The organism is Nocardia sp. NPDC056000, assembly GCF_042269265.1.
Lineage (GTDB): Bacteria > Actinomycetota > Actinomycetes > Mycobacteriales > Mycobacteriaceae > Nocardia.
The window spans coordinates 74,401-100,431 of the sequence record NZ_JBHJXS010000019.1; the positions used below are offsets into that span (position 1 = coordinate 74,401).

Below are 26,031 nucleotides of genomic sequence, written 5' to 3' on the forward strand. Positions count from 1 at the left end.
TCGACTGCTATCGAGGGTAGCTGCTATTCGGAATGGTGGTGCCGCACGGTGTGTGCTTTATACGTCAAGAGTGCAATCGCCCGCGGCGGCGGAGATACAGGTCTGCACTTTGTCCCCGGCACGGCGCTCATTGCCGTTGCGGAGATCGCGCACATGACCGTCGGTGATGGTCACCACACAGGTCTGGCAGATGCCCATGCGGCAGCCGAACGGCATCTGCACACCCGCTTCCTCACCGGCCTGCAACAGCGTGGTGGCGCCGTCGATCTCGACGCTGCGGCCCGCCCGCGCGAAGGTGACGGTGCCGCCCTCGCCGGTGGCCGAACGCTCGATCTCGAACCGCTCCACATGCAGCTGATCGGCGATATCGGCGTCGTCCCAATGCTTTTCGATCTCATCGAGCATGCCGATCGGCCCGCACGCCCAGGTATCGCGCTCACGCCAATCGGGCACGAGCTCATCCAGCGAGGCCAGCGCGAACTTGCCGTTCTCACCGGTGTAATGCAGGTTCGCGGTGAAACTCGGGTGCTTATCGTGCAATTCGCGCAGATCGTCACCGAACATGACGTCCTCGGGGGTGCGCGCGGAATGCACATGCACCACATCCGGCACCACACCGCGGCGATCCATGGTGCGCAGCATCGCCATCACCGGCGTGATGCCCGAACCCGCGGTGAGGAACAGCACCTTCGCCGGCGGCGGCTCCGGCAGTACGAATCCGCCCTGCGGCGCGGCCAGCCGCACCACACTGCCGACCGCGACACCGTTCACCAGATGGCTGGACAGGAACCCCTCGGGCATCGCCTTGACGGCAATCGAGATGAGCCGCTTGGCCTTATGCTCCGGATCGGTCCAATCCGGCGGGCAGGTCAGCGAATACGAACGCCAATGCCAGCGCCCCTGCACCAGTACGCCGATGCCGATGTACTGGCCCGGCGAGAACTTGAAATCGAAACCCCAGCCCGGCTTGATCACCAGCGTGACCGAATCCGCGGTCTCCTTGCGCACCTCCACGATGCGCCCGCGCAGCTCGCGCGCCGACCACAGCGGATTCACCAGATGCAGATAATCGTCGGGCAGCAGGGGAGTGGTGACTCGTGCCGCCGCACCGCGCAGCGTGTTCAGCTTGGTGCGTCCCGCGGTCGCGCCCTCGGCGACCGGCGCCTCCAGCCATTCCCGGAGTCCCCGCACGGAGAATCCGCCACTCTTCGATGCCATTTTTCCGGACGTTCCTGTCGTCGTGCGCTGTAGCGCAGTGTCGTCAACCGCGGCCCGTGACGGGCCGCCCGCTCCGCGGCACAGCTGCGTCGCTGCTCGCGGTGCTCAGGTGCTGCCCGGCGGATGGCCTGTGCGGGCCATACCGGGTGCTTACGCACGCTGTCACAGCAAGGTTACGGCATCGTAGGTTACGGTGCCGGTGCCGCCGACGAAAGAGGTACAGGACCACCGGTGAATCGGGGGTTCGCCCCCGAAATCTGCCCTACAGCAGTTCCAGCAGGAACGGCAGTTCCTGGGCGGCGTACCAAGCCAATTGGTGATCCTCGGCATCGCCGAGCACGAATTCGGCATCGGTGTCACCCATATCGGCGGCATCGATCACATCCACGGCCTTGGCCACCTCGGGCTCGGCTTCGACCAGATCCACGTGCACCGAGGCGATGCGGTCGTACGGGATCGCGGCCGCGAGCCGGACCACCGCGTCGTCGAGATCGGGCCGCAGGGTCGCACCGTCGACATCGGCGGCGATCACCGCGCGCCGGAAGATCGGCCCGCGCGAGGGCGAGGCGTCATCGTCGGAGTCGGTGTCCTTGTCCTCGAGCGCGGAATCCTCGGCGAGCAAGCGCAGCGAGGCGCGCGCCGCCTCGGACATGGCGACCTCGGCCAACTCCTCGTCATCCCCGGACGCGTACGCCTCGCGCAATGCGGGCGTGACCGCGAACGCGGTGTCGTTGATTGCCCGGATCTCCCGGTCGGCGACCAGTTCCCGCAGCATCGGCACGGTGGCCGGGACGTACACGCGTAGCTTCTTCGCCACGCCGGACGACTCACTGGACGCAGGCACCGAGCATCTCCTCCATCGACTCGTGCACCGAAGCGGTCAATACCGCGATATCGGCCATCGCGTCGCGGTCGGCGGTGAGCCCGTAGCAGACCCGCCCGTCATAGGAGGTGAGTCCGATACTCAATGCCTGATTGCGCAGCAATGGCGACACCGGATACATCTCCAGCATCCGCGCGCCGCCGATATACATCGGCTGCTGCGGACCCGGCGCATTGGTGATCACCAGATTGAACGTGTGCTCGGCAAAGGTACTCGCAGACCGCACACTCATCGCATGCAGGCTCGCCGGAGCGAATCCGGCCATATGCACGAGGGTCCGCGCCTGCACCCCCTGCTGATGCCGGGCGTGCGCCTCGGTGGCGTGCTTGATATGCGACATCCGGATCACCGGATTCGGTTCGCCCACCGGCAGATCCACCAGCAGCGGGGTGACCTCGCCCGCCGGTTTCAATTCCGCGCCGTCGGCGTACACGGACATGGGCACCACCGCGCGCAGGGCATCGGCCTCGGTGAGCACCTGCCCGCGCGAGAGCAGCCAATTGCGCAGCGCACCCGTGACCACGGCGAGAATCACATCGTTGATGGAGCAGTCGAATCGTTTGCGGATCTTGCGGTAATCCTCGAGATCGGTGCGCACGACTTCGAATCTGCGGCTGCGCGAGGTACGCGTATTCAGCGGACTGTCCGGCGCCCCGAGTGCGGCCGCGCGCAGCATGGACACCATCTTCTGCACGGCCTTGCCGGTGGCGTCGACCACCGCGAACGCCTCCGCGCCGTGATGCCGCATGACCTCCAGGGCTTCGCGCGGCTGGGTTGCCAGATGCAGCACCGCCCCGATCAGCAATTCCAGGTCGGCGGGTTCGCGATGCGCGATCCAGGCGTCGTCGGCGACCTCGCGGGGTGCGGCCGAGGTGTCCAGGATCACATGCCCGATCTCCAGCGCGGTATCGCCGTCCACCAGCGCCGAATGCGTTTTGGTGAACACCGCGGACCGCCCGTCCGAGAGTCCCTCGACGAGGTACATCTCCCATAGCGGCCGGGCGCTGTCCAGCGGCCGCGAGGCCAGCCGTGCGACCAGGTCGAGGAGTTGCTCATCGGTTCCCGGCTCGGGCAGCGCGGACCTGCGAATGTGATAGGTGACGTCGAATTGCGCGTCGTCCACCCAAATCGGACGACCCAGGGCGAACGGAATCTCACGCACCTTGCGGCGATACAGCGGCACCAGCGGCAATCGTGATTCCACCAGTGCGACGAGGCTGTCGTAATCCAGCGGCGCGTGCCCGGAATTCCCGGTGGGCGCGCTATTGCGCAGGATGGCGAGGGAGCCGATATGCATGGGATTGCTGCTCGATTCGAGCCGGTAGAACGACGCGTCCTGCGGCGTCAGTCTGGTGATCACGCTGCCCGCTACTCCCTAATCCCTGCCGTGCGCCCGCCTGGCATCCCCCCGCAAGGCGTCGGCGGCGCGCGCCGGTTCTGGTGGCAAGCTATCGCAATCCGATCACCTGGGGGAACGGTCCGGGCCTCACTGCCCGCAAATTCACGTCGTAGCCGACGCCCCCGGTTCGCGCCTCCGCGCGCCGAACCTTGGTACATCCTACGTCAGCGGACTTGAAACAGCCTCGGACACAAAGTCATTCGCTCAACTGTCGCTACGTGCGGTTTCGGGCTCGCAGCAACCGGCCGTCCCGTCGCTCGTGCACTTCAGCGCCTATGCTGGGCTGCGGATTACCATGGCAGTGATTGCGCGCTCGCGCGCACGTTCCCTGCCTTGGTGGGGGCTACCGAATACACCGACCAGAGGACTGACAAGACCCGTGCCTGCGCTGACGCTTTCGAGGTTGCTACGGATTGGTGAAGGTCGCACGGTCAAGCGGCTTGCGAACCTGGCGGATGAAGTTATCGCCCTGGACGAGGAGTTCGCGGCGCTGTCCGACTCCGAGTTGCAAGCCAAGACCGAGGAGTTCAAGGAGCGCTATGCCGAGGGTGAATCCCTCGACGAGCTGCTCCTCGAGGCCTTCGCGACCGCCCGGGAGGCGTCCTGGCGGGTGCTCAATCAGAAGCATTACAAGGTGCAGATCATGGGCGGCGCCGCCCTGCACATCGGCAATGTGTCCGAGATGAAGACCGGTGAGGGCAAGACCCTGACCTGTGTGCTGCCCGCCTATCTGAACGCCATCAGCGGCGACGGCGTGCACGTGGTCACCGTCAACGACTACCTCGCCAAGCGCGATGCCGAGTGGATGGGCCGCGTGCACCGGTTCCTCGGCTTCGATGTCGGCGTGATCCTGGGCGGTATGACCCCGGCCGAGCGCCGCGTGGCCTACAACGCCGATATCACCTACGGCACGAACAACGAGTTCGGCTTCGACTACCTGCGCGACAATATGACGCATTCGCTGGACGATCTGGTGCAGCGCGGCCATAACTTCGCCGTGGTCGACGAGGTCGACTCGATTCTGATCGACGAGGCTCGCACCCCGCTGATCATCTCGGGTCCGGCGGACGCTTCCTCGAAGTGGTACGCGGAGTTCGCGCGCATCTCGCCGCTGCTGAAGAAGGACCTGCACTACGAGGTCGACATCAAGAAGCGCACCATCGGCGTGCACGAGGCGGGCGTCGAATTCGTCGAGGATCAGCTCGGTATCGACAACCTGTACGAGGCGGCGAACTCCCCGCTGGTCAGCTACCTGAACAACGCCATCAAGGCGAAGGAGCTGTACACCCGCGACAAGGATTACATCGTCCGCGACGGCGAGGTCATCATCGTCGACGAGTTCACCGGCCGCATCCTGGTGGGTCGCCGCTACAACGAGGGCATGCATCAGGCGATCGAGGCCAAGGAAGCGGTCGAGATCCAGCCGGAGAACCAGACCCTGGCGACGATCACGCTGCAGAACTACTTCCGCCTCTACGACAAGCTGTCCGGTATGACCGGTACCGCCGAGACCGAGGCGGCCGAACTGCACCAGACCTACGGCCTGGGCGTGGTGCCGATCCCGACCAACCGGGAAATGGTCCGCCAGGACCAGTCCGACCTGATCTACAAGACCGAAGAGGCCAAGTACTCCGCGGTCGCCGACGATATCGTCGAGCGGCACGAGAAGAACCAGCCCGTGCTGGTCGGCACCACCTCGGTCGAGCGTTCGGAGTACCTGTCCAAGCAGCTCACCAAGCGCGGTATCCCGCATTCGGTGCTGAACGCCAAGTTCCACGAGCAGGAAGCCCAGATCATCGCCGAGGCCGGTCGGCCCGGCGCGGTCACCGTCGCCACCAATATGGCCGGTCGTGGTACCGATATCGTGCTCGGCGGCAATCCGGACATCATCGCCGACATCCTGCTGCGCCGGCAGGGCCTGGACCCGGTCGAGACCCCGGCCGAGTACGAGGCGGCCTGGCTGCCCGCGCTCGAGCGCGTCAAGGAGCAGACCGAGGAGGATGCCGAGACGGTGCGTGAGGCCGGTGGCCTGTACGTGCTCGGCACCGAACGGCATGAATCGCGTCGTATCGACAATCAGCTGCGCGGTCGTTCCGGCCGTCAGGGCGATCCGGGTGAATCCCGCTTCTACCTGTCCCTGGGTGATGAGCTCATGCGGCGCTTCAACGGCGCGGCGCTCGAGTCGATCATGACCCGCCTGAACCTGCCGGACGATGTGCCGATCGAGGCCAAGATGGTCTCGCGTGCCATCAAGTCCGCGCAGACCCAGGTCGAGCAGCAGAACTTCGAGATCCGCAAGAACGTCCTGAAGTACGACGAGGTGATGAACCAGCAGCGCACGGTCATCTACGCCGAGCGCGCCCGCATCCTCAACGGCGAGGATATGGAAGGCCAGGTCCAGGAGATGATCACCGATGTGATCACCGCCTACGTCCAGGGCGCCACCGCCGAGGGCTATGTCGAGGACTGGGATCTCGCCAAACTGTGGACCGCGCTGAAGACGCTGTACCCCATCGGCATCGACTACAAGGACCTCACCGGCGAGAACGCCGACGGCGAGGTCGGCGAGCTGTCCCGCGAGGAACTGCTCGAAGCCGTGCTGGATGACGCGCACGCCTCCTACGAGAACCGCGAAGCCGAGATCGACGGGCTCGCGGGCGAGGGCAGCATGCGCAATCTGGAGCGTCAGATCCTGCTGTCCGTGCTGGACCGCAAGTGGCGTGAGCACCTCTACGAGATGGATTACCTCAAGGAGGGCATCGGCCTGCGCGCCATGGCCCAGCGTGATCCGCTGGTCGAGTACCAGCGCGAGGGCTTCGATATGTTCGCCGCCATGCTGGAGGGTCTGAAGGAGGAGTCGGTCGGCTTCCTGTTCAACCTCCAGGTCGAGGTGCAGCAGCCCCAGCCCACCGGTGTCTCGGTCGGCGCGGGCCTGCAGTCCCCGGTCGGCAATCGCCCGCTGCCCACCCAGGAGCAGCCCGCGGCGGGCAATGGCGCTCCGGCGGCGTTGCGCGCCAAGGGAATCGACGAGCCCGCGCCCCGTGCGCTGAGCTACTCGGGTCCGGACGAGGGCGGCCACACCGCGGTGCACAGCGACTCCGAGGAGTACGGCGACGGCAATGCCGAGGGCACCCGCCGCGAGCGCCGCGAGGCCGCCCGCGCCCAGGGCAAGCTCGACAAGGCCCCGAAGTCCAAGCGCCGCCGCTGATTTCGGTTGTCTGATGTAGGCGCCCCGGGTGGAGACACCCGGGGCGCTGTCGTTTCGGGGGGCGATTCAGGGCATCGTTCACTCCGCGCCACCGTCGCCACCGTTTCGATAGCCCCGCGATGTGATTCCGGCGGGGCCCGGTTCGGCCGGGTCCCGCGCGCGGTGTCAGTCCAGGTTCACCGATTCGCCCCAGTGCCGGGGGTCCCAATTGATCAGGATCATGCCCGCGACGCTGCCCGTGCAGGGGCCGCACGCGTTGACCTGAATCATCTTGTCCACGTCGGTATCTCCGCTGAGGACCGCGCGCATGGACAGCCATACCGCGCGTACGTAGAGCGCCGCCGGTCGTCCGCAGCGCACGCATTCGGGCAGGCCCGCGCTGTCGTCGTTGCGCCCGATCCGCACCTCCGGGGTTACCGGTGCGCCGGGCCCCAGGTCTTCGTCTAGGAGCGGCGAGTATTCGCCCCGCTCATGGTCTTCCACTCCGGCAATCTAGCGAGTTCGGGCGGCGCGCGCAGCACTTACGTCGACCGTCCGGTCCGTTACGAGCTATCTGCGGGCGGTCACGCTCGGGTGAGCTCGAACATCCGGAACACCCGCGCTCCGGCCAGTCGCTGTTCCATGACGTAACCGGGCCAGAACGCGATGGCGCGAGCCCAGGCGCGTTCGCGGTCGACACCGTCGAGGGTGCGCACGTTCACCGTGAATCGCTCACCGCCGATATGCAATTCGGCGTGATCGGCCGCGGCCAGATTCGACGACCACGCGGGATGTTTCGGCTTTCCCCAATTGGATCCGATGAGCAGGAAGACTTTTCGATCGATCGGATCCGGAATGTACAGCAGCGACACCGTGCGCGGTTGTCCGGTGCGCCGTCCGGCGACCGTCAATTCGAGTGCGGGCAGTCCGGCCAAATCGAGTACGCCCATCCGTCCCCGGCTGAGCCGCCGGGTGGTGCGCTCCAGCAATGCGACCGCGGGCGCACTGCGCATCACGATCGGCCTGCGAGCCAGCGCCCGCCCCACCGCCGGAAGCGGATTCCGCAGGCGGCGTTCGCGCCGTCCCGCACCTGTACCCTCCTGCTGATCATTCGCCATGCCTATCAAGCCTAGTCCGCCGACGGGGATTCATGGGATGTCAGGTCCTCGGGGCGGTCGGAGCGCGGACGGCGAAAAGGCCGTCTCCGTGCCTATTCGACTGGGAGACGGCCTTTTACGGCGGAGATTACTTCTTCACGCTGCCGGCGGTGAGACCCTTGAGGATCAGGTTGACCCAGTTGACGACCTGGTCCGCGGAGCCGGTGGTGGCGGCCGGGGGCGGGGTGGTGGTTTCGGCGGCGGCGATACCGGTGGCGCCGAACAGCAGACCGGTGGCGATAGCGGCCACACCCAGCGCGCGCATCTTGCGCATTCTTACTCCTAGAGATTTCGAACGGATCGGCGGTGTGCCCGCCGACCGCAAATTCCTACCACATTCCTGTGAGTGCAATGTGAAGTCCCTGTGCGGAAAATGAATCGACGGTTAACGTCAACCCTTTTATTCATTGCCATTCAATTATCGCGATACGAAACGCATTCGGGGAATTGCGATTCCGTGCCGAAATGTGCTCGGCTCACGCCGGAACATTGTCGGCGCCGGCCAGAATCGAGAGGCGCACCGCGCCGAGTGCGACCGTCCGGTGTGGTAGCCGCATGGTGCCCGGCTCCGGTTCGCTGGCCCAGTGCCAGCCGAGGGGGAGATCCGTGGTGGGCAGCATGATGCGGGTTCCGGGTTCGGGCAGTTCGACGGCGTGCGCGTGCAGGCGGCGCAGGAGTTGTTGGGGGAGTGGGTGATACGGGGCTGGCGGTGCGGTCAGCAGGGTCCAGCGGCGGCCGCGGGGATCGGCGATGACGGGCGGTCGCGGTAATTGTTCGGCTCGCTCCAGCAGTTCGCGGCCGACCCGGAGCCGTTCCAGCACCCGGCGGCCGAGCCCGGCCGGCAGCGTGATCGCCTCCAGCATCGGGCCGACGGACAGGAACGGGCGGTTGGCGAACATTTCCACCGGTAACCCATAGCGCGCCCGCAGCAGGTGGGCCGATTCATGTGGGGAGCAGCAGGATTCGAACATCGGGGACCTCCGGGCGGCGAGTGGTGTGCACCCGGCGCCCGGGGCGTCGACGGATCCCGTGGGCTGGCGCGATCGCAGGACGAAGTCTTCGCGCCGGATCCGTACCGCCGGGGCCCGCTGCGGAGGGGGCGGGCCGCTGCCGGACGCCGGGTGCGGAAGACAGTGTGCGCCTCGGAGTTTGCCGAATGGGTGACGGTCCGATGGCGCTCGGATGACCACCTGTAACGCGAATATTTCCGATTGCGGGCGGTCAGCTGTGAGCGTAGCCGAAACTGAAACCTGTTGCTGTACAGCTTATTTCATTACCGCCGAGTAGTTTCCGCGTAGACGCGGTGGCGCGCACGACCAGGGCGGTAAGCTGCACGGTTCAGACCGTCGGCTGTACACCCTTGAACCACGGATCATTGGTGTTGAGTGCGGTGAGCAGCAGTCGAATCGCCGCCACCCGCGCCTCTTTCCCGGGCAGATTGTCCAGCGCGCATTCCGGATCGGCGGGCGGTCCCAGATGGGTGCACCCGCGCGGGCAATCCTCGATGGCATCGGCCAGATCGGAGAACGCGCCGATCACATCGTCCGGGGTGATGTGCGCGAGACCGAAGGAGCGCACGCCGGGGGTGTCCACCACCCAGCCGCCCTCTTCCAATGCCAGCGCCACCGATTGGGTGGAGGTGTGCCGCCCCTTACCGACTCCGGAGACGACGCCGACGGCCCGATCCGCATCCGGCACAAGACGATTCACCAGGGTGGACTTGCCGACCCCCGAATGTCCGATCAATGCGGTGAGGCGGCCGTTCAGCATCTCGAAGACCGGTTCCAGTGGATCCTCGATACCGCCGTACACGATGGTGAGATCCAAATCCTCGAAGGCGGCGGCGAATTCGGAGTCGGCGGCCAGATCGTGTTTGGTCAGGCACAGAATCGGTTGCAGCCCACCGACATACGCCGCGACCATGGCGCGTTCCACGAATCCGGTGCGCGGCGGCGGATCGGCCAGCGCCACCACGATGAACAACTGTTCGGCATTGGCGACCACGATCCGTTCGAAGGGATCGGTGTCATCTGCGGTGCGGCGCAACACGGTTCGCCGATCCGCCACCCGCACGATGCGGGCGAGGGTATCGGGTTTGCCGGACAGATCGCCGACCACATCCACCTGATCGCCGACCACGATCGGCGTGCGCCCTAGTTCGCGGGCGCGCATGGCGACGATCCGGTGGTCCGGATCGTCGGCCAGGACGCAACCCCAGCGGCCGCGGTCGACCGAGACCACCATGGCCGCTTCCGCGTCCAGGTGCTGGGGGCGGGTTTTGGTGCGCGGACGTGAGCTCTTGCCCGGTCGGATCCGGACATCGGACTCGTCGTACTCGCGGCGCTTCAGCGGACCGCCTCCGGTCCGTCGAGCATGGTGCTCCACAGTTCCACGAAATTGGGCAGCGTCTTGGCGGTGGTGCCGATGTCCTCGATCTCGACACCGGGCACGACCAGGCCGAGAATCGCACCCGCGGTGGCCATCCGGTGATCGGCGTAGGAATGCCACTGCCCGCCGGAAAGCGGTGCGGGCGTGATGGAGAGCCCGTCCTCGGTTTCGGTGACCTTGCCGCCGAGCCGGTTGATCTCGGTGGTGAGCGCGGCGAGGCGATCGGTCTCGTGCCCGCGCAGGTGCGCGATACCGCGCAGCCGGGACGGCGAATCCGCAAGGGCGGCAAGGGCTGCCACGGTCGGGGTGAGTTCGCCGACATCGTGCAGATCAATGTCGATGCCCGCCAGGCGATCCGGGCCGTGCACGGTCAGAATCCCGTCGAAGATGCGGCATTCCGCGCCCATCCGCACCAGGATCTCGCGGATGACATCGCCGGGCTGGGTGGTGTAGCGCGGCCAGTGCGGAATGCTCACCTCACCGCCGGTGACCGCGGCCGCGGCCAGGAACGGGGTGGCATTGGACAGATCGGGTTCGATCTCCCAGTCCACGGCGCGGATCGGCCCGGGGGAGACGGTCCAGGTCTGCGCCTTGCGCGGATCGGCGGGCGCGTCCACCTGCACATCGGCTTCGCGCAGCATCTGCACGGTCATCTCGATATGCGGCATCGAGGGCAGTGCCGCGCCATCGTGATTCACGGTGATGCCCTGTTCGAAGCGCGCCGCGGACAGCAGCAGCCCGGAGACGAACTGCGAGGAGCCGGAGGCGTCGATGGTGACCGGCCCGCCGCGCAGCGCGCCCGTCCCGTGCACCACGAAAGGCAGTGCGTTGCCGTCGATATCGACGCCGAGCCCGCGCAGTGCGTCCAGAATGGTGCCGAGCGGCCGGACCCGGGCCTGCTCATCGCCGTCGAACGCGACATCGCCGGTGGCCAGTGCCGCGACCGGCGGCAGGAACCGCATGACCGTCCCGGCGAGCCCGCAATCCACCACGGCGCTGCCGAATTCCTCGGGCGGGGTGACGACGAGGGTGTCGCCGTCGCCCTCGATGCTCGCGCCCATGGCCCGCAGCGCGTCGATCATGAGGTTGGTGTCGCGGCTGCGCAGCGCACCGGTGAGGGTGGACGGCCGATCCGCCAGCGCGGCGAGAATCAGCGCCCGATTGGTAATGGATTTGGACCCGGGCAGGGTCACCGAAGCGTGGACGGGAGTGCGGACGTGGGGCGCGGGCCAGAAAGTCACAGTCCCATCCTCCCAAACGATCGACCTCTCGCGGGCCCTCCCCGCCCCTTTCGTCCGGTGCGGCCAGTAGAAATGTCCGATATTTCCGGTATTGCGCAGGCGTGAGATGCTATCGCGCCCGTCGCGCTAGCCATATACGTATATGAGTACGTATACTGGCCGGGTGATCGATCCCATCAGCCTCCTCATCGGCGCCGGGCTGGTCGGCGGCGGCTGGGCGCTCGGCCGCTTCGGCTCCCGCCCGGCCAAGAAGCCCGCCGTGGCCACCGCGCTCTGCGGCTGCGGCCACGATCTCGCCGTCCACGACCGCGAATCCGGCCAATGTCACGGCGAGACCTTCCGCAACACCGGTGTGGGAATCAAAGCCTGGGTCCCCTGCAACTGCCGCCGCTACACCGGCCCCACCCCGCTCGAAGAATTCTTCGCCCCACCCGTCCTGCCACCCAACCCCTGATACGCCGAATGCCGGTCCCCACAAGGGAACCGGCATCCGGGAGTGGGTAATTCCTACTTGTTGCGCCCGTGCAGGAACGGCACGATCTTGCGCAGCAGCTTCATGGTGCTGTCGGTGCGGCTGTAGGACAGCAACGCCATACCCGGAATCGTGAAGCGCTGCACCGCGATCGAGTGCGGGCGGGAGAATTCCAGCAGTCCGGGCGCACCGTGGATGCGGCCGATGCCGGAGTCGCCGACCCCGCCGAACGGCAGTCCGGAGATGGCGGCGTAGCTGAGCACCGAATTCACCGAGGTGCAGCCGACATTCAGGCGACGGGCGATCTCGAGCCCGTGCTTGGCCGAGTACACGGCGGACCCGAGCCCGTACTTGCTCTTGTTGGTGAGCTCGACCGCCTCGTCGATGCCGTTCACCGTGCGAATGGTGACGGTGGGCCCGAAGGTCTCCTCGCACACCGCATCCGAGGACTCATCGGTGTCGACCAGGATGACCGGGTCGATGTAGGGACCCTTGATCGATTCGGGTCCGCCCAGCACGGCCGTGCCGCCGTTCTTGATGGCGTCCTCGATATGCCGCCGCACGATATCGATCTGGCTGGGCATGGTCATCGGCCCGTACGAAGCCTTGTCGTCCGAGCCCGGCTTGATATCGGTGAGGATCCGCTTGACCTCGGCGATGAACGGTTCGGCGACCGATTTGTCGACGTACACCCGCTCCACGCCCGCGCAGGTCTGCCCGGAGTTGGCGGTCGCGCCCCAGGCCACGGCGTCGGCGGCGGCCTTGATATCGGCGTCCGCTGCCACGATCACCGCATCCTTGCCACCGCATTCCAGCAGCACCGGGGTGAGCGAGTCGGCGGCCGAGGCCATGATCTTCTTACCGGTCGCGGTGGATCCGGTGAATGCCAGCTTGTCCACGCCCGCCCGCACCAGCGCAGCGCCGGTGGCACCGAATCCGTTGATGGTGGTGAACACCCCGTCGGGCAGTTCCGGATTCGCCTCGTTGAACGCGGCGGCCACGAAATTGCCGATGCCCGTGGAGAATTCGCTCGGCTTGAACACCACGGCATTGCCCGCGGCGAGCGCGTAGGCGATGGATCCGTTGGGTGTGTAGACCGGGTAGTTCCACGGTCCGATGATGCCGACCACGCCCAGCGGCCGCTGCTCGAGATGCGCCGCGAAGTTGGCCATCAGCGCACCGGGCGCGACCTTCTTGGGCTTGAGCACCTTCTCGGCGTTGGAGGCCGCCCACTTGATGTGCTCCAGCGCGAGCATGAGCTCGAGGTAGGCGTCATCGAGGGGCTTGCCGTTCTCGGCGTGGATGAGCGCGCAGAGCTCGTCGGATTTGGCGACCAGCTTGCTGCTCCAGCGCAGCAGATGCCGTTTGCGTTCGGCGAAGCTCAGCGCGCCCCAGGTGGCGGCGGCGGTGCGGGCCTTGGCGACGGCGGCGTGCACCGCGTCTTCATCGTCGATCTTGTAGGTGGCGAGAACATCGCCGGTGGCGGGGTTGACGGAGGTCAGCGAGGCGTCCCGGTCGATCGAGGCGGTATCGGTTGCAGACATGAGTGGCGGCGATCCCTTACGAGAGTGTGATGGGACGAACGTCTCATACGATACAAGTGAAGTCAACCGCCTTCACATGACTCGCAAGAGGTCCGGAAAGGAACCGTGCGGTATTTCTCGGGGTGGCGAAGCCTCGAATATGTCGGTCCGCGGTGGCAGCATGGTCATCATGTGCGGCAGATACGCGACAACGACGAATCCCGCCACGCTGGCCGTCGAGCTGGACGCGCTCGACGAGGCCACCCCCGGGACTTCGAGCGATAAGGGTTTCAACCCCAACTACAACGTGGCCCCGACCAATCAGGTGCTCACCGTGGTGGAGCGGCACGACCGCGACCATCCCGAGGATCCGGCTACCCTGCGCATCCGGGCCATGCGCTGGGGTCTGATCCCGCCCTGGAGCAAGGCGTCCGAACCCGGCATTCCGGCCAAGGGCAAACCGCTGTTCAATGCCCGCGCCGATAAGGCCGCCACCACCGCATCGTTCCGCGATGCGGTGAAGAAGCGCCGCTGTCTGGTCCCCATGGACGGCTGGTACGAATGGGTCACCGAGTCCGAGGGCCCCGGAAAGGCCGTCAAGCAGCCGTTTTTCATGTCCCGGGCCGATGGCGGCCGCCTCTATATGGCGGGCCTGTGGTCGGTCTGGCGTGACCGCTCGCTCGGCGACGACGCCAAACCCCTGCTTTCGTGCACGATTCTGACGACCGACGCGGTGGGCGATCTGACGAAGATCCACGACCGCATGCCGCTGCCCATGCCCCGCGAGCACTGGGCCGCCTGGCTGGATCCGGATCACCCGGCCCCGGAGGAACTGCTGGAAACCCCTGGCGCGGAAGCGGTTTCGGACATCCTCATCCGCCCCGTGCCCTCCCTGGTCAACAGCGTCCGCAACAACGGCCCCGAACTATTGGCCGAAGTGGACGAAAAAGCCGGTCAGATCAGCCTGATCTGACCGGCTTGTAGAGACAGCGCTTACAAGTCGCACTTCACGGCGGGGAGCGCGATATTGAGCCCGCACTTGAGCACACCGGTGGCGAGATCGATGACCTTCGTGGTCACGGTGCCACCGAGTTTGCCCGCCTTCTCCGGCTTCTCGTCCTTCTGCTGCTGGCCGGGTGTGCTCGGATCTGGCCCGAGCGGATAGTTGGGGTTGACCGGCGCGGCGGTGGCCGTCGCCATTGTCATCGGGCCTGCCAGCGCCAAGAGCAGTGCGCCGGATACTGCCACGATGCCGGTGCGAAAACGCTGGTTGGACATAACCGCATCACATCCTCGGGTCGAAACGAACCTGGCGAGATGGGAACCCACGCGGTACAAGTAACGCACACATCCGGCCGCTTCCCGTGGAAGGCGACCGGATGTGTGCGTGTCAAAAGTGCTGGTCAAGCGCCCAGCGGGTGATCTTGGTGGCTAGCCGATGGCCTCGACCGCGGCCTCCTCGATCTTCTCCTGCCGCGCCTGGATACCGCCGGAGGTGCGCAGTGGCACCTCCTTCCAGAACAGCACCAGGATCATCGCGATGAGCGCCACCGCGGCCGCCGCCAGGAACACCGTGTCCATGGCATTGGCGAAGCCGACCTTGAACGGATGCGCCAGCGTCGGATTCAGCTTCTGGATGATCGAGCTGTCATTGAGCACCTCCGCCGCGGCGGCGTGGTCCTGCTTGGCGAGCCCGGTGGACAGCGCCACATCGGCCGGGTTGGTGCTGTGCACGCCCTCGGCGATGGCGGCCTGGTACGCCGGAGTCGCTGCGGCCGACTGCAATTCGGTGCTGATATTCGGCCCGACCTGCGAGAACAGGATGGACAGGAATACCGCGACACCGAGCGTGCCGCCGATCTGCCGGAAGAACGTCGCGGCGGCCGTGGAGACGCCCATATCCTTGGGCGGCAACGCGTTCTGGATCGCCAGTGTCAGCGGCTGCATGAGATTGCCCAGTCCCAGACCGGTGATCAGCATGAACAGCATGGTCACGTACAGGTGCGTGTCCGCGGTGACGAAGTGCAGCAGGAACAGTCCGAGCACCAGCAGTCCGGCGCCGATCGGCGGGAACCACTTGTACCGTCCGGTGCGCGAGATCAACTGTCCCGCAATGATGGACGCGGTCATCATGCCCACCACCAGCGGCAGCATCTGCATACCGGCCAGCGTCGGGCTGGACCCGCGCACCACCTGCAGGTACTGCGGCAGCAGGGTGATGCCGCCGAACATGGCCGAGCCGACCACGATCGAGATGACAACGCCGAGCGCGAACGTCGAGTTCTTGAACATGCGCAGTGGAATCAGCGCGGCGTCACCGAGTTTGGCCTCGACGGCCACGAATCCGATCAGGCCGAGCGCGCCCACCACGTAGCAGGTGATGGAATTGAAACTGCCCCAACCCCATTCGCGGCCCTGTTCGGCCACCACGAGCAGCGGCACCAGGCCGACGGCCATGGTCAGCACGCCGAACCAGTCGACGGCCACCTTGGGCTTCTCCACCTTCGGCAGCTTCAGCACACGCGACACCACGGCCAGCGCGATGATGCCCAGCGGCACGTTCACCAGGAACACCCAGCGCCAGCCGGTGATGCCCAGGATGGTGTCCTGTCCGGAGATGACGCCGCCGAGCACCGGCCCGACCACGCTGGAGGTGCCGAACACGGCCAGGAAGTAGCCCTGGTAGCGGGCGCGCTCCCGCGGCCCGACCATATCGCCGAGGATGGTCAGCGCCAGCGACATCAGACCGCCCGCGCCCAGGCCCTGGAACGCGCGGAACGCGGCCAGTTCGTACATGGACTGGGAGAACGTGCACAGCAGCGAGCCGACCACGAAGATCGTGATGGCGGCCAGATAGAACGGCTTGCGGCCGTACATATCCGAGAGCTTGCCGTACAGCGGGGTGGAGAGGGTGGCGGTGATCAGGTACGCCGTGGTCACCCACGCCTGCATCGAATAACCCTGCAGGTCATCGGCGATGGTGCGGATGGAGGTGGACACGATGGTCTGGTCGAGCGCGCCCAGCAGCATGCCGAGCAATAGACCACTGAGCACCACCAGGATTTGCTTATGCGTGAAGCCGGCGGGTGCCGCGGCTTCCGTCTCTGCGGTAGTCGTCACGAATTACTCTCTGCGGAATCGATTTTCGGGAAGAGGGGGGCGCGGGTGGCGAGTTCGGCCAGCATGGTCTGCCGGTTGATCTCGTAGTCGTCCACGAAGCGCTCGAGCAGGTGCGCGAAGGTGTCGCGTTCGCCGGGCTCCCAGGCGCGCAGGATCTGCGTCAGGGATTCATTGCGGCGCACGCGAATCTGCGCGGCGCATTCGCGCCCGAGGTCGGTGACCGCCAGCACGCTGACCCGTCCGTCGGCCGGATCGGCGCGGCGTTCGAGCAGTCCGCGTTTCACCAGCGCCGCGACCTGCCTGCTGATGGTGGAGGCGTCCGAATACAGCGCCTCGGCCAGTGCGCCCGAGCGCATCGGCCCGTTGTGCAGCAGTTGGAAGAGGATGCCGAACGCGGCCGGTTCCACCTCGCCATTGGTGGCGGCGGCGACCTGGGCATTGGTCTTCTCACGTAGCCGGGTGAGCCGGGTGAGCTGGTAACCGATGGTGTCGAGCAGGTCGTCTGCGAGCGTTATCGCCGGGTCATCGCTCATCGGGCACCTCCTTGCGCTAAACAACTGCTTGTAGCAATCAACTAGTTGTACTGAGCAAGTATGTGGAGATAGTTGTGTCTTGGCAAGTTTTTTTCGGAAGGGTGTCTCAGCTCACGGCGACGGCCGCGGTGACCGCTCCGGTGAGCCGCACCAGATCGGCGGGCGCGAGCTCGATCTCCAGCCCGCGCTTACCCGCACTGCACAGCACCCGATCGAAGCCCAGCGCCGATTCGTCGATCACCGTCGGCAGTCGCTTCTTCTGCCCCAACGGCGAAATCCCGCCCAGCACATAGCCTGTCGTGCGTTCGGCCTTCGCCTTGTCGGCCATCGCGGCCTTACCGCCGCCCAGCGCCCCGGCCGCCGCCTTGAGCGAGAGCTTGGCCGGAACCGGCAGCACCGCGACCGCGAGCCCGCCCGATCCGAGTTCGATCACCAGCGTCTTGAAGATCTGCCCCGCCACCAGTCCGAGCTCTTCGGCGAGCGCGTCCACCGCTTCGGCCCCGTACGAATCACTGCGCGGATCATGCGTATACGCGTGCACCCGATGCTCCACCTTCGCCTGCACCAGGGCCTTGATCGCGGGAGTCGACGCAGCTGCCATGCCGTCACCCTAAACATCCGGCACCATGACGCGACACCGGATTTCGTCGTGGCGGGAACATGGCGATCTCTCGTCCTGTTGCACGCCATACGCGTCACAGAAAGCCGACAGCCCGCGGTGTGCGCGACGTTATTCATCACGAAGGAGGAGTCGGTGACCGTTCTGGTCGAAGAACGCCCGGTGCGGATGCTGATCAACATCCCAGCAGACATCGCCCGCCCTGCCGGTTTCCCGGCGCTCACCCCGCTCGCGGTAGATTCAAGTGCTACGGCGATCGAAGGGAACAGCGTGACGAGCGACGACGACAAGGTCGATCGCCTGCCCGATGACGACTCGGAAACTGACGAGGCCATCGACGGCGGCGATTCCGGCCAGGATGACGAGAACCGTGTGCGCAGCACGGAGAGCACCGAGGAGCTCGGCCGCCGATTCGAGCGTGACGCGCTGCCGCTGCTGGATCAGCTGTACGGCGCCGCGCTGCGCATGACCCGCAATCCGGCCGATGCCGAGGATCTGGTCCAGGAGACGTTCGCCAAGGCGTACCAGGGGTTCCGCTCGTTCCGCGAGGGCACCAACCTGCGCGCGTGGCTGTACCGCATCCTCACCAACACCTACATCAACTCGTATCGCAAGAAGCAGCGCCAGCCCGCGCAGTATCCGACCGACGAGATCACCGACTGGCAGCTCGCCGCCACGGCGGAGCACACCTCGCAGGGTCTGCGCTCGGCCGAGATGGAGGCTCTCGAGGCGCTGCCGGACGATGAGATCAAGCGCGCTCTACAGGAACTTCCCGAGGAATTCCGCATGGCGGTGTACTACGCCGACGTGGAGGGCTTCCCCTACAAGGAAATCGCCGAGATCATGGGTACCCCCATCGGCACCGTCATGTCCCGCCTGCACCGCGGCCGTAAGCAGCTCAAGGGTCTGCTCGCGGATGTGGCGCGGGAACGCGGATTCAACCGGTCGGGCAATGACGCGCGTCAGGAGGTCACCCAGTGAGCGACGAGATGGATATGGACTGCACGGCGGTACTCGCCGACGTCTGGCTGCTCCTGGACAACGAATGCGATGAGTCGATCAAGGCCCGCCTGCAGGAGCACATCAACCGGTGTTCCCCCTGCATCGAGGCGTACGGCCTGGAGGAGAAGCTCAAGTCGCTGCTGAACCGCAAGTGCGGTGGCGAGCGCGCCCCCGACTCGCTGCGCGCCCGCCTGACCATGGAGATCCGCACGACCTTCACCCAGGTGGAGACCAGGATCGAACCGGTCGAGTAGTACCCCCGGAAAAAGCATGAGCGGCACACTTCGTCGAGAAGTGGTGCCGCTCAGTGCATTTCGAGCTATGTAGCCAGCTCAGGCGTTCGGCCGCTTGCCGTGGTTGGCTGCGTTCTTCTTGCGGCCACGCTTCTTACGTCCACGCTTACCCATAGGTAGTCTCCCTTCTGATTGAAGACCATTCTTTCATGTGTGATTGGCTGTACCTTCATCGGATCAGGTCAACGAACACCGAGGGGCAACATGGCTGAGGAAGTACTCGCGGAGATGGTGTCCACCGTCTTCCAGATCGTCGCGAACGTGGGCGATCAGGTGAAGGAGGGCGACACCCTGGTGATCCTCGAGTCGATGAAGATGGAGATCCCGGTCGTGGCCGAGGCCGACGGCACCGTGGCATCCATCAACGTCAAGCCCGGCGATGTGATTCAGAAGGATGACCTGATCGCGGTCATCAGCTAGTACCCCCGGCAACACCTGCGGTACCCGCGCGTTCCTGGCGAAAGCGCGAATCCTTAGTTCGGCGTGGGAACATACACCGAGGTTGGGATCTGAGGAGCGTGGGTGAATGTCGACACTGAGCGATCTACTGGCTGAGCACACCGATCTACCGGGTGCGGCGGTCGATCATCTGCAGCGGGTGGTGGGGGACTGGCAGTTACTGGCCGACCTGTCGTTCGCGGATCTGCATCTGTGGGTGGGCACGGGGCCCATCACCGATGGCGCGGATGTGGTGTGCGTCGCGCAGTGCCGCCCCACCACCGCGCCGACGGTGCATCCGGAGGATCTGGTCGGTTCGCTGGCCAATAAGGACGCCTTCCCGCAAATCTTCGAAGCGCTGCTCACCAGCGATATCAATCGCGTGGATTCCGATGCCGAGGTGTCCGGCGTCTATCACCCGCATCCGGTGCACGCGATCCGCGAGGCCATTCCGGTCCGCGTCGGCGACGATGTGATCGCCATTCTCGGCCGCGATACCGATGTGCAGCGCCGAAAGATGCGCTCCAGCTTGGAGATCGCGTACATGGCGTGCGCGGATGATCTCTGCCAGATGGTCGCGGACGGCACCTTCCCCGCGCTGGAGGATCGCACCGGAGCGCATTCCAGCCCGCGCGCCGGTGACGGTTTCATTCGCCTCGATACCGACGGCATCGTGGTCTACGCCAGCCCGAACGCGCTCTCGGCCTATCACCGCATGGGTCTGCAGAATGATCTGGTCGGCCAGGATCTGGCGCTGACCACGCGCTCGCTCATCACCGATCCGTTCGACGCGCAGGAAGTCGTCGGCGATATCCAAGCCGCGCTGGCCGGAAAGGCCGGGCGCAGAATGGAAGTCGAGGCGCGCGGTGCGACCGTGCTGCTGCGCACGCTTGTGCTGCGTCCCAATGGGGAGCTCGCCGGCGCGGCCGTGCTGGTGCGCGATGTGACCGAGGTGAAGCGCCGCGATCGCGCGCTGCTGTCCAAGGACGCGACCATTCGCGAGATCCACCATCGTGTCAAGAACAATCTGCAAACGGTTGCCGCATTGTTGCGGTTGCAGGCTCGCCGCACCGAGAACGAGGAGGCGCGGCTGGCGCTGACCGAATCGGTTCGCCGCGTCACCTCGATTGCCTCTGTGCACGAGATGCTTTCGATGTCGGTGGACGAGGAGGTCGATCTCGACGAAGTCGTGGATCGCCTCTTGCCGATAATGGCCGATGTCGCTACGGTGCACACCGCTCGCATAAAGGTCCGGCGCGCAGGCTCTTTGGGCGTCTTCTCGGCCGAGCGCGCAACCCCGCTTGTCATGGTGCTCACCGAATTGGTCCAGAACGCAATCGAACACGCCTTCGACGCGGGTGAGAACGGCACCGTCACCATCCGCTCCGAGCGCTCGGCCCGCTGGCTGGACGTGATCATCAGCGATGACGGCCGCGGCCTGCCCGACGGCTTCAGCCTGGAGGCCTCCGACCGTCTCGGTCTGCAAATCGTCCGGACCCTGGTTACCGCCGAATTGGGCGGTTCCATCGGCCTGCACCCGGGTGCGGACATTGGCACCGACGCCGTTCTCCGCGTCCCGCTGGGTCGCCGTTCAGCCCGCTAGAAACCGGCACACCCGCGCCATTAAATGAGCGCTTCGCCATTAGTGGCGAAGCGCTCATGTCATTCATGAATAGCTGAATCCCACTCAACGGAATTGTTCTTCGGCGAGTCGGAGCATCAGAGGTTTAGTCGCAGCCCAAAGCGTTTTCGGGGTTCGTGCAAAGCCCTCGGAAGATGTCCGGGGGTTCGTTTACCCCTGTTAGACACTGAAGCCCGGCACCGTGTGGTGCCGGGCTGAATTGCGCTGGGCCGCGAGCTGTGCGGCCTAGCGCCAAGTCGTCTAGCTGCTGTTAGACGACGGTGCGGGTACGCGTGCGAGCGTTGCGACGCTTCAGCGCACGACGTTCGTCTTCGCTCATTCCACCCCACACGCCTGCATCCTGACCGGACTTCAGGGCCCAGGAAAGGCAATCGGCGGTGACGGGGCAGCGAGCGCAGACCAGCTTGGCATCGGCAATCTGCGCGAGCGCAGGACCACTGTTACCCACCGGGAAGAACAGCTCGGGGTCCTCGTCGCGACAGATGGCCTTGTGGCGCCAGTCCATTCCTCTGCTCCTTTGCTTGGGCATGCGCATGGCGCTGCCCCTGTGGTTTGTGGTCCGTTCACTTGTGCGACTCGAATGTTTCCGCACGGTTGCTTGTGAATGCTTTCACGAACACCGTAGATGTCAATAGATACCTGGTGCACCGTGGGGAAGCTCACGCTGTAAGACCCCTACAAGGCGGGCCTGCCGAACCATTTCTACTCGGTCGAGCGGGTTTTCGCAGCGCAACCGCAAGGTTTCTCAGGTGTGTCTTACCGGTTAGGGCTTCGGCGCGACCACATCGAGGATATCCGGTGCGGCTGTGAAATTCACCATGTTGCGCCGACCAATGAAGTCACCATCGATTTGCAGTCCGATCGGCTCGGTGGCTTCGATGCGGACGGACGGGACATCGTCCTCGCGAAACAATTTGTGTCCCTTGGGATTTCCATCGCTTGCCAGCAACTGGCGGGCAATCATCAGGGTGGGCACGATCCCCATGGTCCGCATGGCAAACACCCCGAGACCGGATTCGAAGGTGGTGCCGGGGTTGGTCCGCACGGGCGTGTTGTCGAGGAAAGTCCATGGGCTGGTGTTGGTCACGAATGCGTAATGCACTTCCGTGACCGGTTCGTGACCCGGAATCTCCAAGCGCACCTGGGGAAGACTGCGCGCGGCCTTGAAGAACTCACGCACCGTGGTGCGCAGATACCGTGCGGGAGTAGCGGCTTTGCCGTTGGCGCGCTTGGCGTCGATGGCCTCGCACACATCGGCGTCCAGGCCCACGCCCGCGCTGAACAGGAACCAGCGATCGTCGGCCAGTCCGAGTCCGATACGCCGATCCGCGTCCGCCGCCAGCAGATCGATCAACTGGTTCGCCGCGAACACCGGATCCTGTTCGATACCGAGCGAGCGCGCGAACACATTCGCCGACCCGCCCGGGATCACGCCCAGTCGCGGCAGCCAGTCGCGCTGCGGCTCATGCGGCAGCGGCAGGAAACCGTTCACGGTCTCGTTCACGGTGCCGTCGCCGCCGTGCACCACGATCAGATCCATCCGGGTGTCCGCGGCCCAGCGCGCGAGCTCGGCCGCGTGCCCGCGCCGTTCGGTGTGCACGACGGTCAGCTGGGTGCGGCTTTCGAGTGCGTGGGCGAGCAGATCGCGAGTAGCCGGGGTGGTGGAGGTGGCATTGGGATTCACGATCAGCAGCGTCCGCACCCAAGCAGCCTACTTTGTTGGTTTATGCGAACTGGCGTGTGTCAGAGCCTCATCCGATGGTCCGGTGAACTACGGACGGTCGTAGGCTGGGCGGGTGGCTGAGCAGAACGAGACAGGTGCGGGCGCGTCGACGATGGTGCCCGGCACCGTGCGGGTGGCCGGTGCGCTGGTGGCGCTGGAGGGCGCGGCCGGGGTGATCGTGGCGATCGTGCTGATTCTGCGCGCGGCCACCGGGAGTGATCAGCATGTGGTGAACGGGTACGGGACTGCGGCCTGGCTGGTGATTCTCGCGGGCGCGGTGCTCGCGGCCGGGATCGGGCTGTTCCGCGGTAAGCGGTGGGGGCGGGCCATCGCGGTGATCGCGAATCTGCTGTTGCTGCCGCCGGCCTGGTACATGATCACCTCGCATCAGGTGCCGCTCGGCATTCTGTTCGGCGTCATCGCGCTGGGCGCGCTCGGTGCGCTGTTCGCGCCCGCCTCGAGCCGGTGGATGGCGGCCGGGTACGTCACCCCGGACGACGAGTAGGTCAACCGTCCAGGAGTGCCGCATAAACCCCGCTGATCACGCCACAGCGGGGTTTTGGACGCCCGACCTACCCGATGTGCCCGATCGGCTCAGTCGTCGGCGTGCGAAGCCAGCCGGGCCAGCGCGCCACCGGTGAGCCGGTAACCGGTCCACTCGTCCTGCGCGACCGCGCCGATCGATTTGTAGAAATTGATCGACGGCTCATTCCAGTCCAGCACCGCCCAGTCGACCCGGGAGTACCCCTGTTCGACGGCCTCGCGGGCCAGCGCCGCCAGCAGATCACGGCCCAGGCCGAGCCCGCGCGTCTCCGGCTTGACGTACAGATCCTCCAGGTAGATCCCGTGCACGCCGGTCCAGGTGCTGTAGTTCAGGAACCAGATCGCGCAGCCCGCCACACCCATATCGCCCGGACCCTCGGCCACATGCGCGAAGACCGCCGGGTTCGGGCCGAACAGCGCGGTCCGCAGCTGGTCTTCGGTGAGCGTGCACTCCTCGCGCAGCTTCTCGTATTCGGCGAGGTCGTAGACGAGTCCCACCAGAGCCGGGATATCGGCGGGTGTGGCGCGGCGGATCATGCGATCAGTTCCCTTCCAACTGCGGAACCAGGTTGTGCGCGAGCAGGGTTCGCGCCTGGTAGTCGTACCCGAGCACGGTAACGGCGGCGGTGGACAGGAAGAATCGCCGCCCCTCCACCACCTCGAATTCGGCCCAGCGCGCGATCATGACCCGGGAGAAGTGCCCGTGCCCGACCAGCACCACATCGCGGGTGGCGAGTTCGGGGATGACGGTGGCCAGCACGTGGTCGGCGCGCTTGCGGACCTGATCGGCGGTTTCGCCTTCGGGGGTGACGCCGGTCCAGATGGTCCAGCCGGGTGACATGCGCTGGATCTCGAGCGTGGTGAGACCTTCGTATTCGCCGTAATCCCATTCGACGAGATCGTCATCGACGTGCACATCGGTCAATCCGGCCAATTCGGCGGTGCGCAATGCGCGTTGCCGGGGACTGCTGAATACCAGCGGATCGTGCAGCCCGAGACCGGCCAGCAATTTCCCGGCGGCCAGGGCCTGTTCCTCCCCGGCGGGTGTCAGCGGAATATCGGTGCGCCCGGTATGGCGGCGTGCGGCCGACCACTCCGTCTCACCGTGTCGTAGCAATATCAGCCGATAATCATGTTCGGACACGCCCTCGATCATGCCCGACAAACCGTGCTTCCCGGGCGGCGGCGCACGGAATCGGCGGCGGTATCACGGCCCGATGACGACAGCGGTTCAGTCGCCCGATCCGGGCGCAGCGGTCCCGCCCGATCCGGGCTATGCCGCGCCGAGCGCGTACAGCCGGGTGCCGCGCAATTCCAGCACTGTGCCGCCGATGGCCGCCAGCGAGATCGGCTCATTGTGGTAGTCGGTGCGCTGCACCGCGATTCGCCCGGCGGCCGCACCCGTCGCGGGATCGACCGCGCGCAGGCCCTCCGGCGCCGGAACCAGCAGTTGACCGGACATCAGGGTGGGGGTGCCGAGCACGTTCTGAATCGTCCAGGTGACATCGAAGGTGCTCGCGTTCAGCGCCAGCAGGGACTGCCCGGTGAAGACGAACCAGGCCGAGCTCAAATGGCTCACCAGTGCGTTGTCCGGCAGCGGGGCCGGAAGCTGGTGTGTGGCAATGACATTGCCGGAAATATCGTAGACCACGAATTGCGGTGCGGTGCCGCCGATTCCGGGCAGGTAGAGCGCGATTCGACTGTCCGACACCGCGATCACCCGCGCGCTCTCGGACGCGCCGCCCGGTTCGTTCAGCACATGCGTGCTGTACTCCTCGGGCGTGGTGCCGTCCTTGGGGGCCGGATTCAATACGGTGAGCCGCACGGCGGTGTCCTTGGGGCAGCGCTCCAGCACCGCGACCCGGCTGGGCGAGGACGCCGCCGACAGCAGCGCGCATCCGGTGCGCGGCTGGGTCTTCGAGTTCACCGGGGCGTCGACCTTGCCGAATTCCAGGGTGCGCACCAGATCCGACCGCCACACCTCGAGCCGGTCCGGTCCCTGTGCGAGCGTGTACGTCCCGTCCACCGACATCTTGATGGAATCGTCCATATAGCTGGATCGCGAGGTGATCCGCCCGCCGGTCTCGGCATTGAGCAGCGTGGTCTGACTGCACCCGCGCTGATCCCGATAGGTGGCGATCACCGTCCCGAACTGGGATTCGATCCCGCACAACGGCATATCCCGCTGGTACTTCCACACCTGCTCACCCGTGACCGGATCCCGCCCGGTGACGGTGCCCCCGTCCCCGGTGACCGCGACCCCGCCGACCGTAATGGCCCGCGCACTCGCCGGATTCGGCGAATTCCACAGCTCCCGCATGCTCGCGGGCAACTGCTCGGGAGTGGGTGGCGCGGAAAGCGACTTATCCGCGGTCACCGATTCGGTGCCACGGGCATCACTGGTCCACCACACCACGCCTGCCGCGATCGCCAGCAGAGCGACGATCGCGGCAGCGGTGAGAATATCGGCGCGCGTTCGCCGCTCGGGTGCGAGCACGACAGCGAGACTATCCGATCCCCTCCACTACGCCGAGGCGGCAACCCGCCCCCGGGCCATAAACCAGCGCCGCCGCGATCATCGGGGTCGATTATCGCGGGGGGGCAGTCGTGGCCACCGGGGGTGGCGGCTGGGGGGTGAGCGGCGGTCCCC

General features: G+C 65.9%; 28 protein-coding genes. 8 read left to right on the forward strand and 20 right to left on the reverse strand.

Annotated features, from left to right (window positions below; translation table 11 throughout):
* Window positions 1-57: 57 nt before the first annotated feature.
* The 3 genes from ACFC4D_RS42020 to ACFC4D_RS42030 all read right to left on the reverse strand — a co-directional run bounded on the left by ACFC4D_RS42020 (window position 58) and on the right by ACFC4D_RS42030 (window position 3,461).
* The gene (locus ACFC4D_RS42020; protein ID WP_375965842.1) at window positions 58-1,218 is read right to left on the reverse strand and encodes a ferredoxin reductase; all 1,161 of its coding nucleotides are present in this window, start codon (window positions 1,216-1,218) and stop codon (window positions 58-60) included.
* Between the two features lie 262 nt (window positions 1,219-1,480).
* Window positions 1,481-1,993 carry a DUF6912 family protein gene (locus tag ACFC4D_RS42025; protein WP_376072110.1) on the reverse strand — a complete coding sequence of 171 codons (513 nt, stop codon included), beginning with the start codon at window positions 1,991-1,993 and terminating at the stop codon, window positions 1,481-1,483.
* Window positions 1,994-2,045: 52 nt separating this feature from the next.
* Window positions 2,046-3,461, reverse strand: a complete 1,416-nt coding sequence (locus tag ACFC4D_RS42030) for a wax ester/triacylglycerol synthase family O-acyltransferase (protein WP_375965845.1) — start codon at window positions 3,459-3,461, stop codon at window positions 2,046-2,048.
* Between the two features lie 418 nt (window positions 3,462-3,879).
* Between ACFC4D_RS42030 and secA the strand changes: the two genes are divergently transcribed.
* Window positions 3,880-6,708, forward strand: a complete 2,829-nt coding sequence (gene secA / locus ACFC4D_RS42035; RefSeq protein ID WP_375965847.1) for a preprotein translocase subunit SecA — start codon at window positions 3,880-3,882, stop codon at window positions 6,706-6,708.
* 165 nt (window positions 6,709-6,873) lie between these two features.
* On the opposite strand, the gene ACFC4D_RS42040 is transcribed toward secA, so the two are convergent.
* From ACFC4D_RS42040 to aroA, 6 genes are all read right to left on the reverse strand, one after another.
* Window positions 6,874-7,191, reverse strand: a complete 318-nt coding sequence (locus ACFC4D_RS42040; RefSeq protein ID WP_364639573.1) for a hypothetical protein — start codon at window positions 7,189-7,191, stop codon at window positions 6,874-6,876.
* Window positions 7,192-7,271: 80 nt separating this feature from the next.
* A complete protein-coding gene (locus tag ACFC4D_RS42045) occupies window positions 7,272-7,805 on the reverse strand; it encodes a nitroreductase family deazaflavin-dependent oxidoreductase (protein ID WP_364639570.1) in 534 nt (177 codons plus the stop codon).
* Window positions 7,806-7,932: 127 nt separating this feature from the next.
* Window positions 7,933-8,118 (reverse strand): hypothetical protein, encoded by a 186-nt coding sequence (locus tag ACFC4D_RS42050; RefSeq protein WP_375965854.1) that lies wholly within the window; start codon window positions 8,116-8,118, stop codon window positions 7,933-7,935.
* Between the two features lie 202 nt (window positions 8,119-8,320).
* Window positions 8,321-8,815 (reverse strand): hypothetical protein, encoded by a 495-nt coding sequence (locus ACFC4D_RS42055; protein WP_375965856.1) that lies wholly within the window; start codon window positions 8,813-8,815, stop codon window positions 8,321-8,323.
* A gap of 367 nt (window positions 8,816-9,182) precedes the next feature.
* On the reverse strand, window positions 9,183-10,229 hold the full coding sequence (gene rsgA, locus ACFC4D_RS42060) for a ribosome small subunit-dependent GTPase A (protein ID WP_375965859.1): 1,047 nt from the start codon (window positions 10,227-10,229) through the stop codon (window positions 9,183-9,185).
* Window positions 10,190-11,473: a 3-phosphoshikimate 1-carboxyvinyltransferase gene (aroA, locus tag ACFC4D_RS42065; RefSeq protein WP_364639560.1), complete on the reverse strand. Its 1,284-nt coding sequence runs from the start codon at window positions 11,471-11,473 to the stop codon at window positions 10,190-10,192. The genes rsgA and aroA overlap by 40 nt, the downstream gene beginning before the upstream one ends.
* A 163-nt stretch (window positions 11,474-11,636) precedes the next feature.
* Between aroA and ACFC4D_RS42070 the strand changes: the two genes are divergently transcribed.
* On the forward strand, window positions 11,637-11,927 hold the full coding sequence (locus ACFC4D_RS42070; protein WP_375965863.1) for a hypothetical protein: 291 nt from the start codon (window positions 11,637-11,639) through the stop codon (window positions 11,925-11,927).
* A 53-nt stretch (window positions 11,928-11,980) separates the two neighbouring features.
* Here the strand turns inward: ACFC4D_RS42070 and ACFC4D_RS42075 are convergent, their stop codons facing one another.
* Entirely contained in the window at window positions 11,981-13,489 is a 1,509-nt protein-coding gene (locus ACFC4D_RS42075) for an aldehyde dehydrogenase family protein (RefSeq protein WP_376072006.1), read from the reverse strand.
* 169 nt (window positions 13,490-13,658) lie between these two features.
* Between ACFC4D_RS42075 and ACFC4D_RS42080 the strand changes: the two genes are divergently transcribed.
* Window positions 13,659-14,441, forward strand: coding sequence for an SOS response-associated peptidase (locus ACFC4D_RS42080; protein WP_376072008.1), 783 nt, complete (start codon window positions 13,659-13,661; stop codon window positions 14,439-14,441).
* Window positions 14,442-14,461: 20 nt separating this feature from the next.
* Here the strand turns inward: ACFC4D_RS42080 and ACFC4D_RS42085 are convergent, their stop codons facing one another.
* The 4 genes from ACFC4D_RS42085 to ybaK all read right to left on the reverse strand — a co-directional run bounded on the left by ACFC4D_RS42085 (window position 14,462) and on the right by ybaK (window position 17,722).
* On the reverse strand, window positions 14,462-14,746 hold the full coding sequence (locus ACFC4D_RS42085) for a hypothetical protein (protein ID WP_375965866.1): 285 nt from the start codon (window positions 14,744-14,746) through the stop codon (window positions 14,462-14,464).
* Between the two features lie 153 nt (window positions 14,747-14,899).
* Window positions 14,900-16,588: an MDR family MFS transporter gene (locus ACFC4D_RS42090; protein ID WP_376072010.1), complete on the reverse strand. Its 1,689-nt coding sequence runs from the start codon at window positions 16,586-16,588 to the stop codon at window positions 14,900-14,902.
* The gene (locus ACFC4D_RS42095; RefSeq protein ID WP_364639546.1) at window positions 16,585-17,121 is read right to left on the reverse strand and encodes a MarR family transcriptional regulator; all 537 of its coding nucleotides are present in this window, start codon (window positions 17,119-17,121) and stop codon (window positions 16,585-16,587) included. The genes ACFC4D_RS42090 and ACFC4D_RS42095 overlap by 4 nt, the downstream gene beginning before the upstream one ends.
* 106 nt (window positions 17,122-17,227) lie before the next feature.
* Window positions 17,228-17,722, reverse strand: a complete 495-nt coding sequence (gene ybaK / locus ACFC4D_RS42100; protein ID WP_364639543.1) for a Cys-tRNA(Pro) deacylase — start codon at window positions 17,720-17,722, stop codon at window positions 17,228-17,230.
* Between the two features lie 186 nt (window positions 17,723-17,908).
* Here ybaK and ACFC4D_RS42105 point away from each other — a divergent pair, with 186 nt between their 5' ends.
* Both ACFC4D_RS42105 and rsrA read left to right on the forward strand, forming a co-directional pair.
* Window positions 17,909-18,721, forward strand: a complete 813-nt coding sequence (locus ACFC4D_RS42105) for a sigma-70 family RNA polymerase sigma factor (protein ID WP_375966463.1) — start codon at window positions 17,909-17,911, stop codon at window positions 18,719-18,721.
* 8 nt (window positions 18,722-18,729) lie between these two features.
* Window positions 18,730-18,996: a mycothiol system anti-sigma-R factor gene (gene rsrA, locus ACFC4D_RS42110; protein WP_375966466.1), complete on the forward strand. Its 267-nt coding sequence runs from the start codon at window positions 18,730-18,732 to the stop codon at window positions 18,994-18,996.
* Between the two features lie 78 nt (window positions 18,997-19,074).
* Here the strand turns inward: rsrA and ACFC4D_RS42115 are convergent, their stop codons facing one another.
* Entirely contained in the window at window positions 19,075-19,149 is a 75-nt protein-coding gene (locus tag ACFC4D_RS42115; protein WP_153805149.1) for a 50S ribosomal protein bL37, read from the reverse strand.
* Window positions 19,150-19,239: 90 nt separating this feature from the next.
* Here ACFC4D_RS42115 and ACFC4D_RS42120 point away from each other — a divergent pair, with 90 nt between their 5' ends.
* Both ACFC4D_RS42120 and ACFC4D_RS42125 read left to right on the forward strand, forming a co-directional pair.
* Window positions 19,240-19,455, forward strand: coding sequence for a biotin/lipoyl-binding carrier protein (locus ACFC4D_RS42120; RefSeq protein WP_364639540.1), 216 nt, complete (start codon window positions 19,240-19,242; stop codon window positions 19,453-19,455).
* A gap of 106 nt (window positions 19,456-19,561) precedes the next feature.
* Entirely contained in the window at window positions 19,562-21,076 is a 1,515-nt protein-coding gene (locus ACFC4D_RS42125; RefSeq protein ID WP_364639537.1) for a histidine kinase N-terminal domain-containing protein, read from the forward strand.
* Window positions 21,077-21,365: 289 nt separating this feature from the next.
* Here the strand turns inward: ACFC4D_RS42125 and ACFC4D_RS42130 are convergent, their stop codons facing one another.
* Together ACFC4D_RS42130 and ACFC4D_RS42135 are read right to left on the reverse strand one after the other, a co-directional pair.
* Entirely contained in the window at window positions 21,366-21,620 is a 255-nt protein-coding gene (locus ACFC4D_RS42130) for a WhiB family transcriptional regulator (RefSeq protein WP_011211115.1), read from the reverse strand.
* Between the two features lie 258 nt (window positions 21,621-21,878).
* Entirely contained in the window at window positions 21,879-22,817 is a 939-nt protein-coding gene (locus tag ACFC4D_RS42135) for a diacylglycerol kinase family protein (protein WP_364639535.1), read from the reverse strand.
* A 133-nt stretch (window positions 22,818-22,950) separates the two neighbouring features.
* Here ACFC4D_RS42135 and ACFC4D_RS42140 point away from each other — a divergent pair, with 133 nt between their 5' ends.
* Complete coding sequence (locus ACFC4D_RS42140) at window positions 22,951-23,343, forward strand: hypothetical protein (protein WP_364640456.1); 393 nt, start codon at window positions 22,951-22,953, stop codon at window positions 23,341-23,343.
* An 89-nt stretch (window positions 23,344-23,432) separates the two neighbouring features.
* Here the strand turns inward: ACFC4D_RS42140 and ACFC4D_RS42145 are convergent, their stop codons facing one another.
* The 3 genes from ACFC4D_RS42145 to ACFC4D_RS42155 form a co-directional block, all read right to left on the reverse strand.
* Window positions 23,433-23,918: a GNAT family N-acetyltransferase gene (locus tag ACFC4D_RS42145; RefSeq protein WP_376072013.1), complete on the reverse strand. Its 486-nt coding sequence runs from the start codon at window positions 23,916-23,918 to the stop codon at window positions 23,433-23,435.
* Window positions 23,919-23,922: 4 nt separating this feature from the next.
* Window positions 23,923-24,537 carry an acid phosphatase gene (locus ACFC4D_RS42150; RefSeq protein WP_375965875.1) on the reverse strand — a complete coding sequence of 205 codons (615 nt, stop codon included), beginning with the start codon at window positions 24,535-24,537 and terminating at the stop codon, window positions 23,923-23,925.
* Between the two features lie 117 nt (window positions 24,538-24,654).
* On the reverse strand, window positions 24,655-25,878 hold the full coding sequence (locus ACFC4D_RS42155) for a hypothetical protein (RefSeq protein WP_376072015.1): 1,224 nt from the start codon (window positions 25,876-25,878) through the stop codon (window positions 24,655-24,657).
* Between the last annotated feature and the right edge of the window lie 153 nt (window positions 25,879-26,031).

Bases quoted from the DNA above. Each gene is read 5' to 3' on its own strand.
- ACFC4D_RS42020 (WP_375965842.1), bottom strand. From the start codon at position 1,218: ATGGCATCGAAGAGTGGCGGATTCTCCGTGCGGGGACTCCGGGAATGG.
- ACFC4D_RS42025 (WP_376072110.1), bottom strand. From the start codon at position 1,993: ATGCTGCGGGAACTGGTCGCCGACCGGGAGATCCGGGCAATCAACGAC.
- ACFC4D_RS42045 (WP_364639570.1), bottom strand. From the start codon at position 7,805: ATGGCGAATGATCAGCAGGAGGGTACAGGTGCGGGACGGCGCGAACGC.
- ACFC4D_RS42050 (WP_375965854.1), bottom strand. From the start codon at position 8,118: ATGCGCAAGATGCGCGCGCTGGGTGTGGCCGCTATCGCCACCGGTCTG.
- ACFC4D_RS42055 (WP_375965856.1), bottom strand. From the start codon at position 8,815: ATGTTCGAATCCTGCTGCTCCCCACATGAATCGGCCCACCTGCTGCGG.
- ACFC4D_RS42075 (WP_376072006.1), bottom strand. From the start codon at position 13,489: ATGTCTGCAACCGATACCGCCTCGATCGACCGGGACGCCTCGCTGACC.
- ACFC4D_RS42080 (WP_376072008.1), top strand. From the start codon at position 13,659: ATGTGCGGCAGATACGCGACAACGACGAATCCCGCCACGCTGGCCGTC.
- ACFC4D_RS42085 (WP_375965866.1), bottom strand. From the start codon at position 14,746: ATGTCCAACCAGCGTTTTCGCACCGGCATCGTGGCAGTATCCGGCGCA.
- ACFC4D_RS42095 (WP_364639546.1), bottom strand. From the start codon at position 17,121: ATGAGCGATGACCCGGCGATAACGCTCGCAGACGACCTGCTCGACACC.
- ybaK (WP_364639543.1), bottom strand. From the start codon at position 17,722: ATGGCAGCTGCGTCGACTCCCGCGATCAAGGCCCTGGTGCAGGCGAAG.
- ACFC4D_RS42105 (WP_375966463.1), top strand. From the start codon at position 17,909: ATGCTGATCAACATCCCAGCAGACATCGCCCGCCCTGCCGGTTTCCCG.
- rsrA (WP_375966466.1), top strand. From the start codon at position 18,730: ATGGATATGGACTGCACGGCGGTACTCGCCGACGTCTGGCTGCTCCTG.
- ACFC4D_RS42120 (WP_364639540.1), top strand. From the start codon at position 19,240: ATGGCTGAGGAAGTACTCGCGGAGATGGTGTCCACCGTCTTCCAGATC.
- ACFC4D_RS42125 (WP_364639537.1), top strand. From the start codon at position 19,562: ATGTCGACACTGAGCGATCTACTGGCTGAGCACACCGATCTACCGGGT.
- ACFC4D_RS42130 (WP_011211115.1), bottom strand. From the start codon at position 21,620: ATGGACTGGCGCCACAAGGCCATCTGTCGCGACGAGGACCCCGAGCTG.
- ACFC4D_RS42140 (WP_364640456.1), top strand. From the start codon at position 22,951: ATGGTGCCCGGCACCGTGCGGGTGGCCGGTGCGCTGGTGGCGCTGGAG.
- ACFC4D_RS42145 (WP_376072013.1), bottom strand. From the start codon at position 23,918: ATGATCCGCCGCGCCACACCCGCCGATATCCCGGCTCTGGTGGGACTC.
- ACFC4D_RS42150 (WP_375965875.1), bottom strand. From the start codon at position 24,537: ATGATCGAGGGCGTGTCCGAACATGATTATCGGCTGATATTGCTACGA.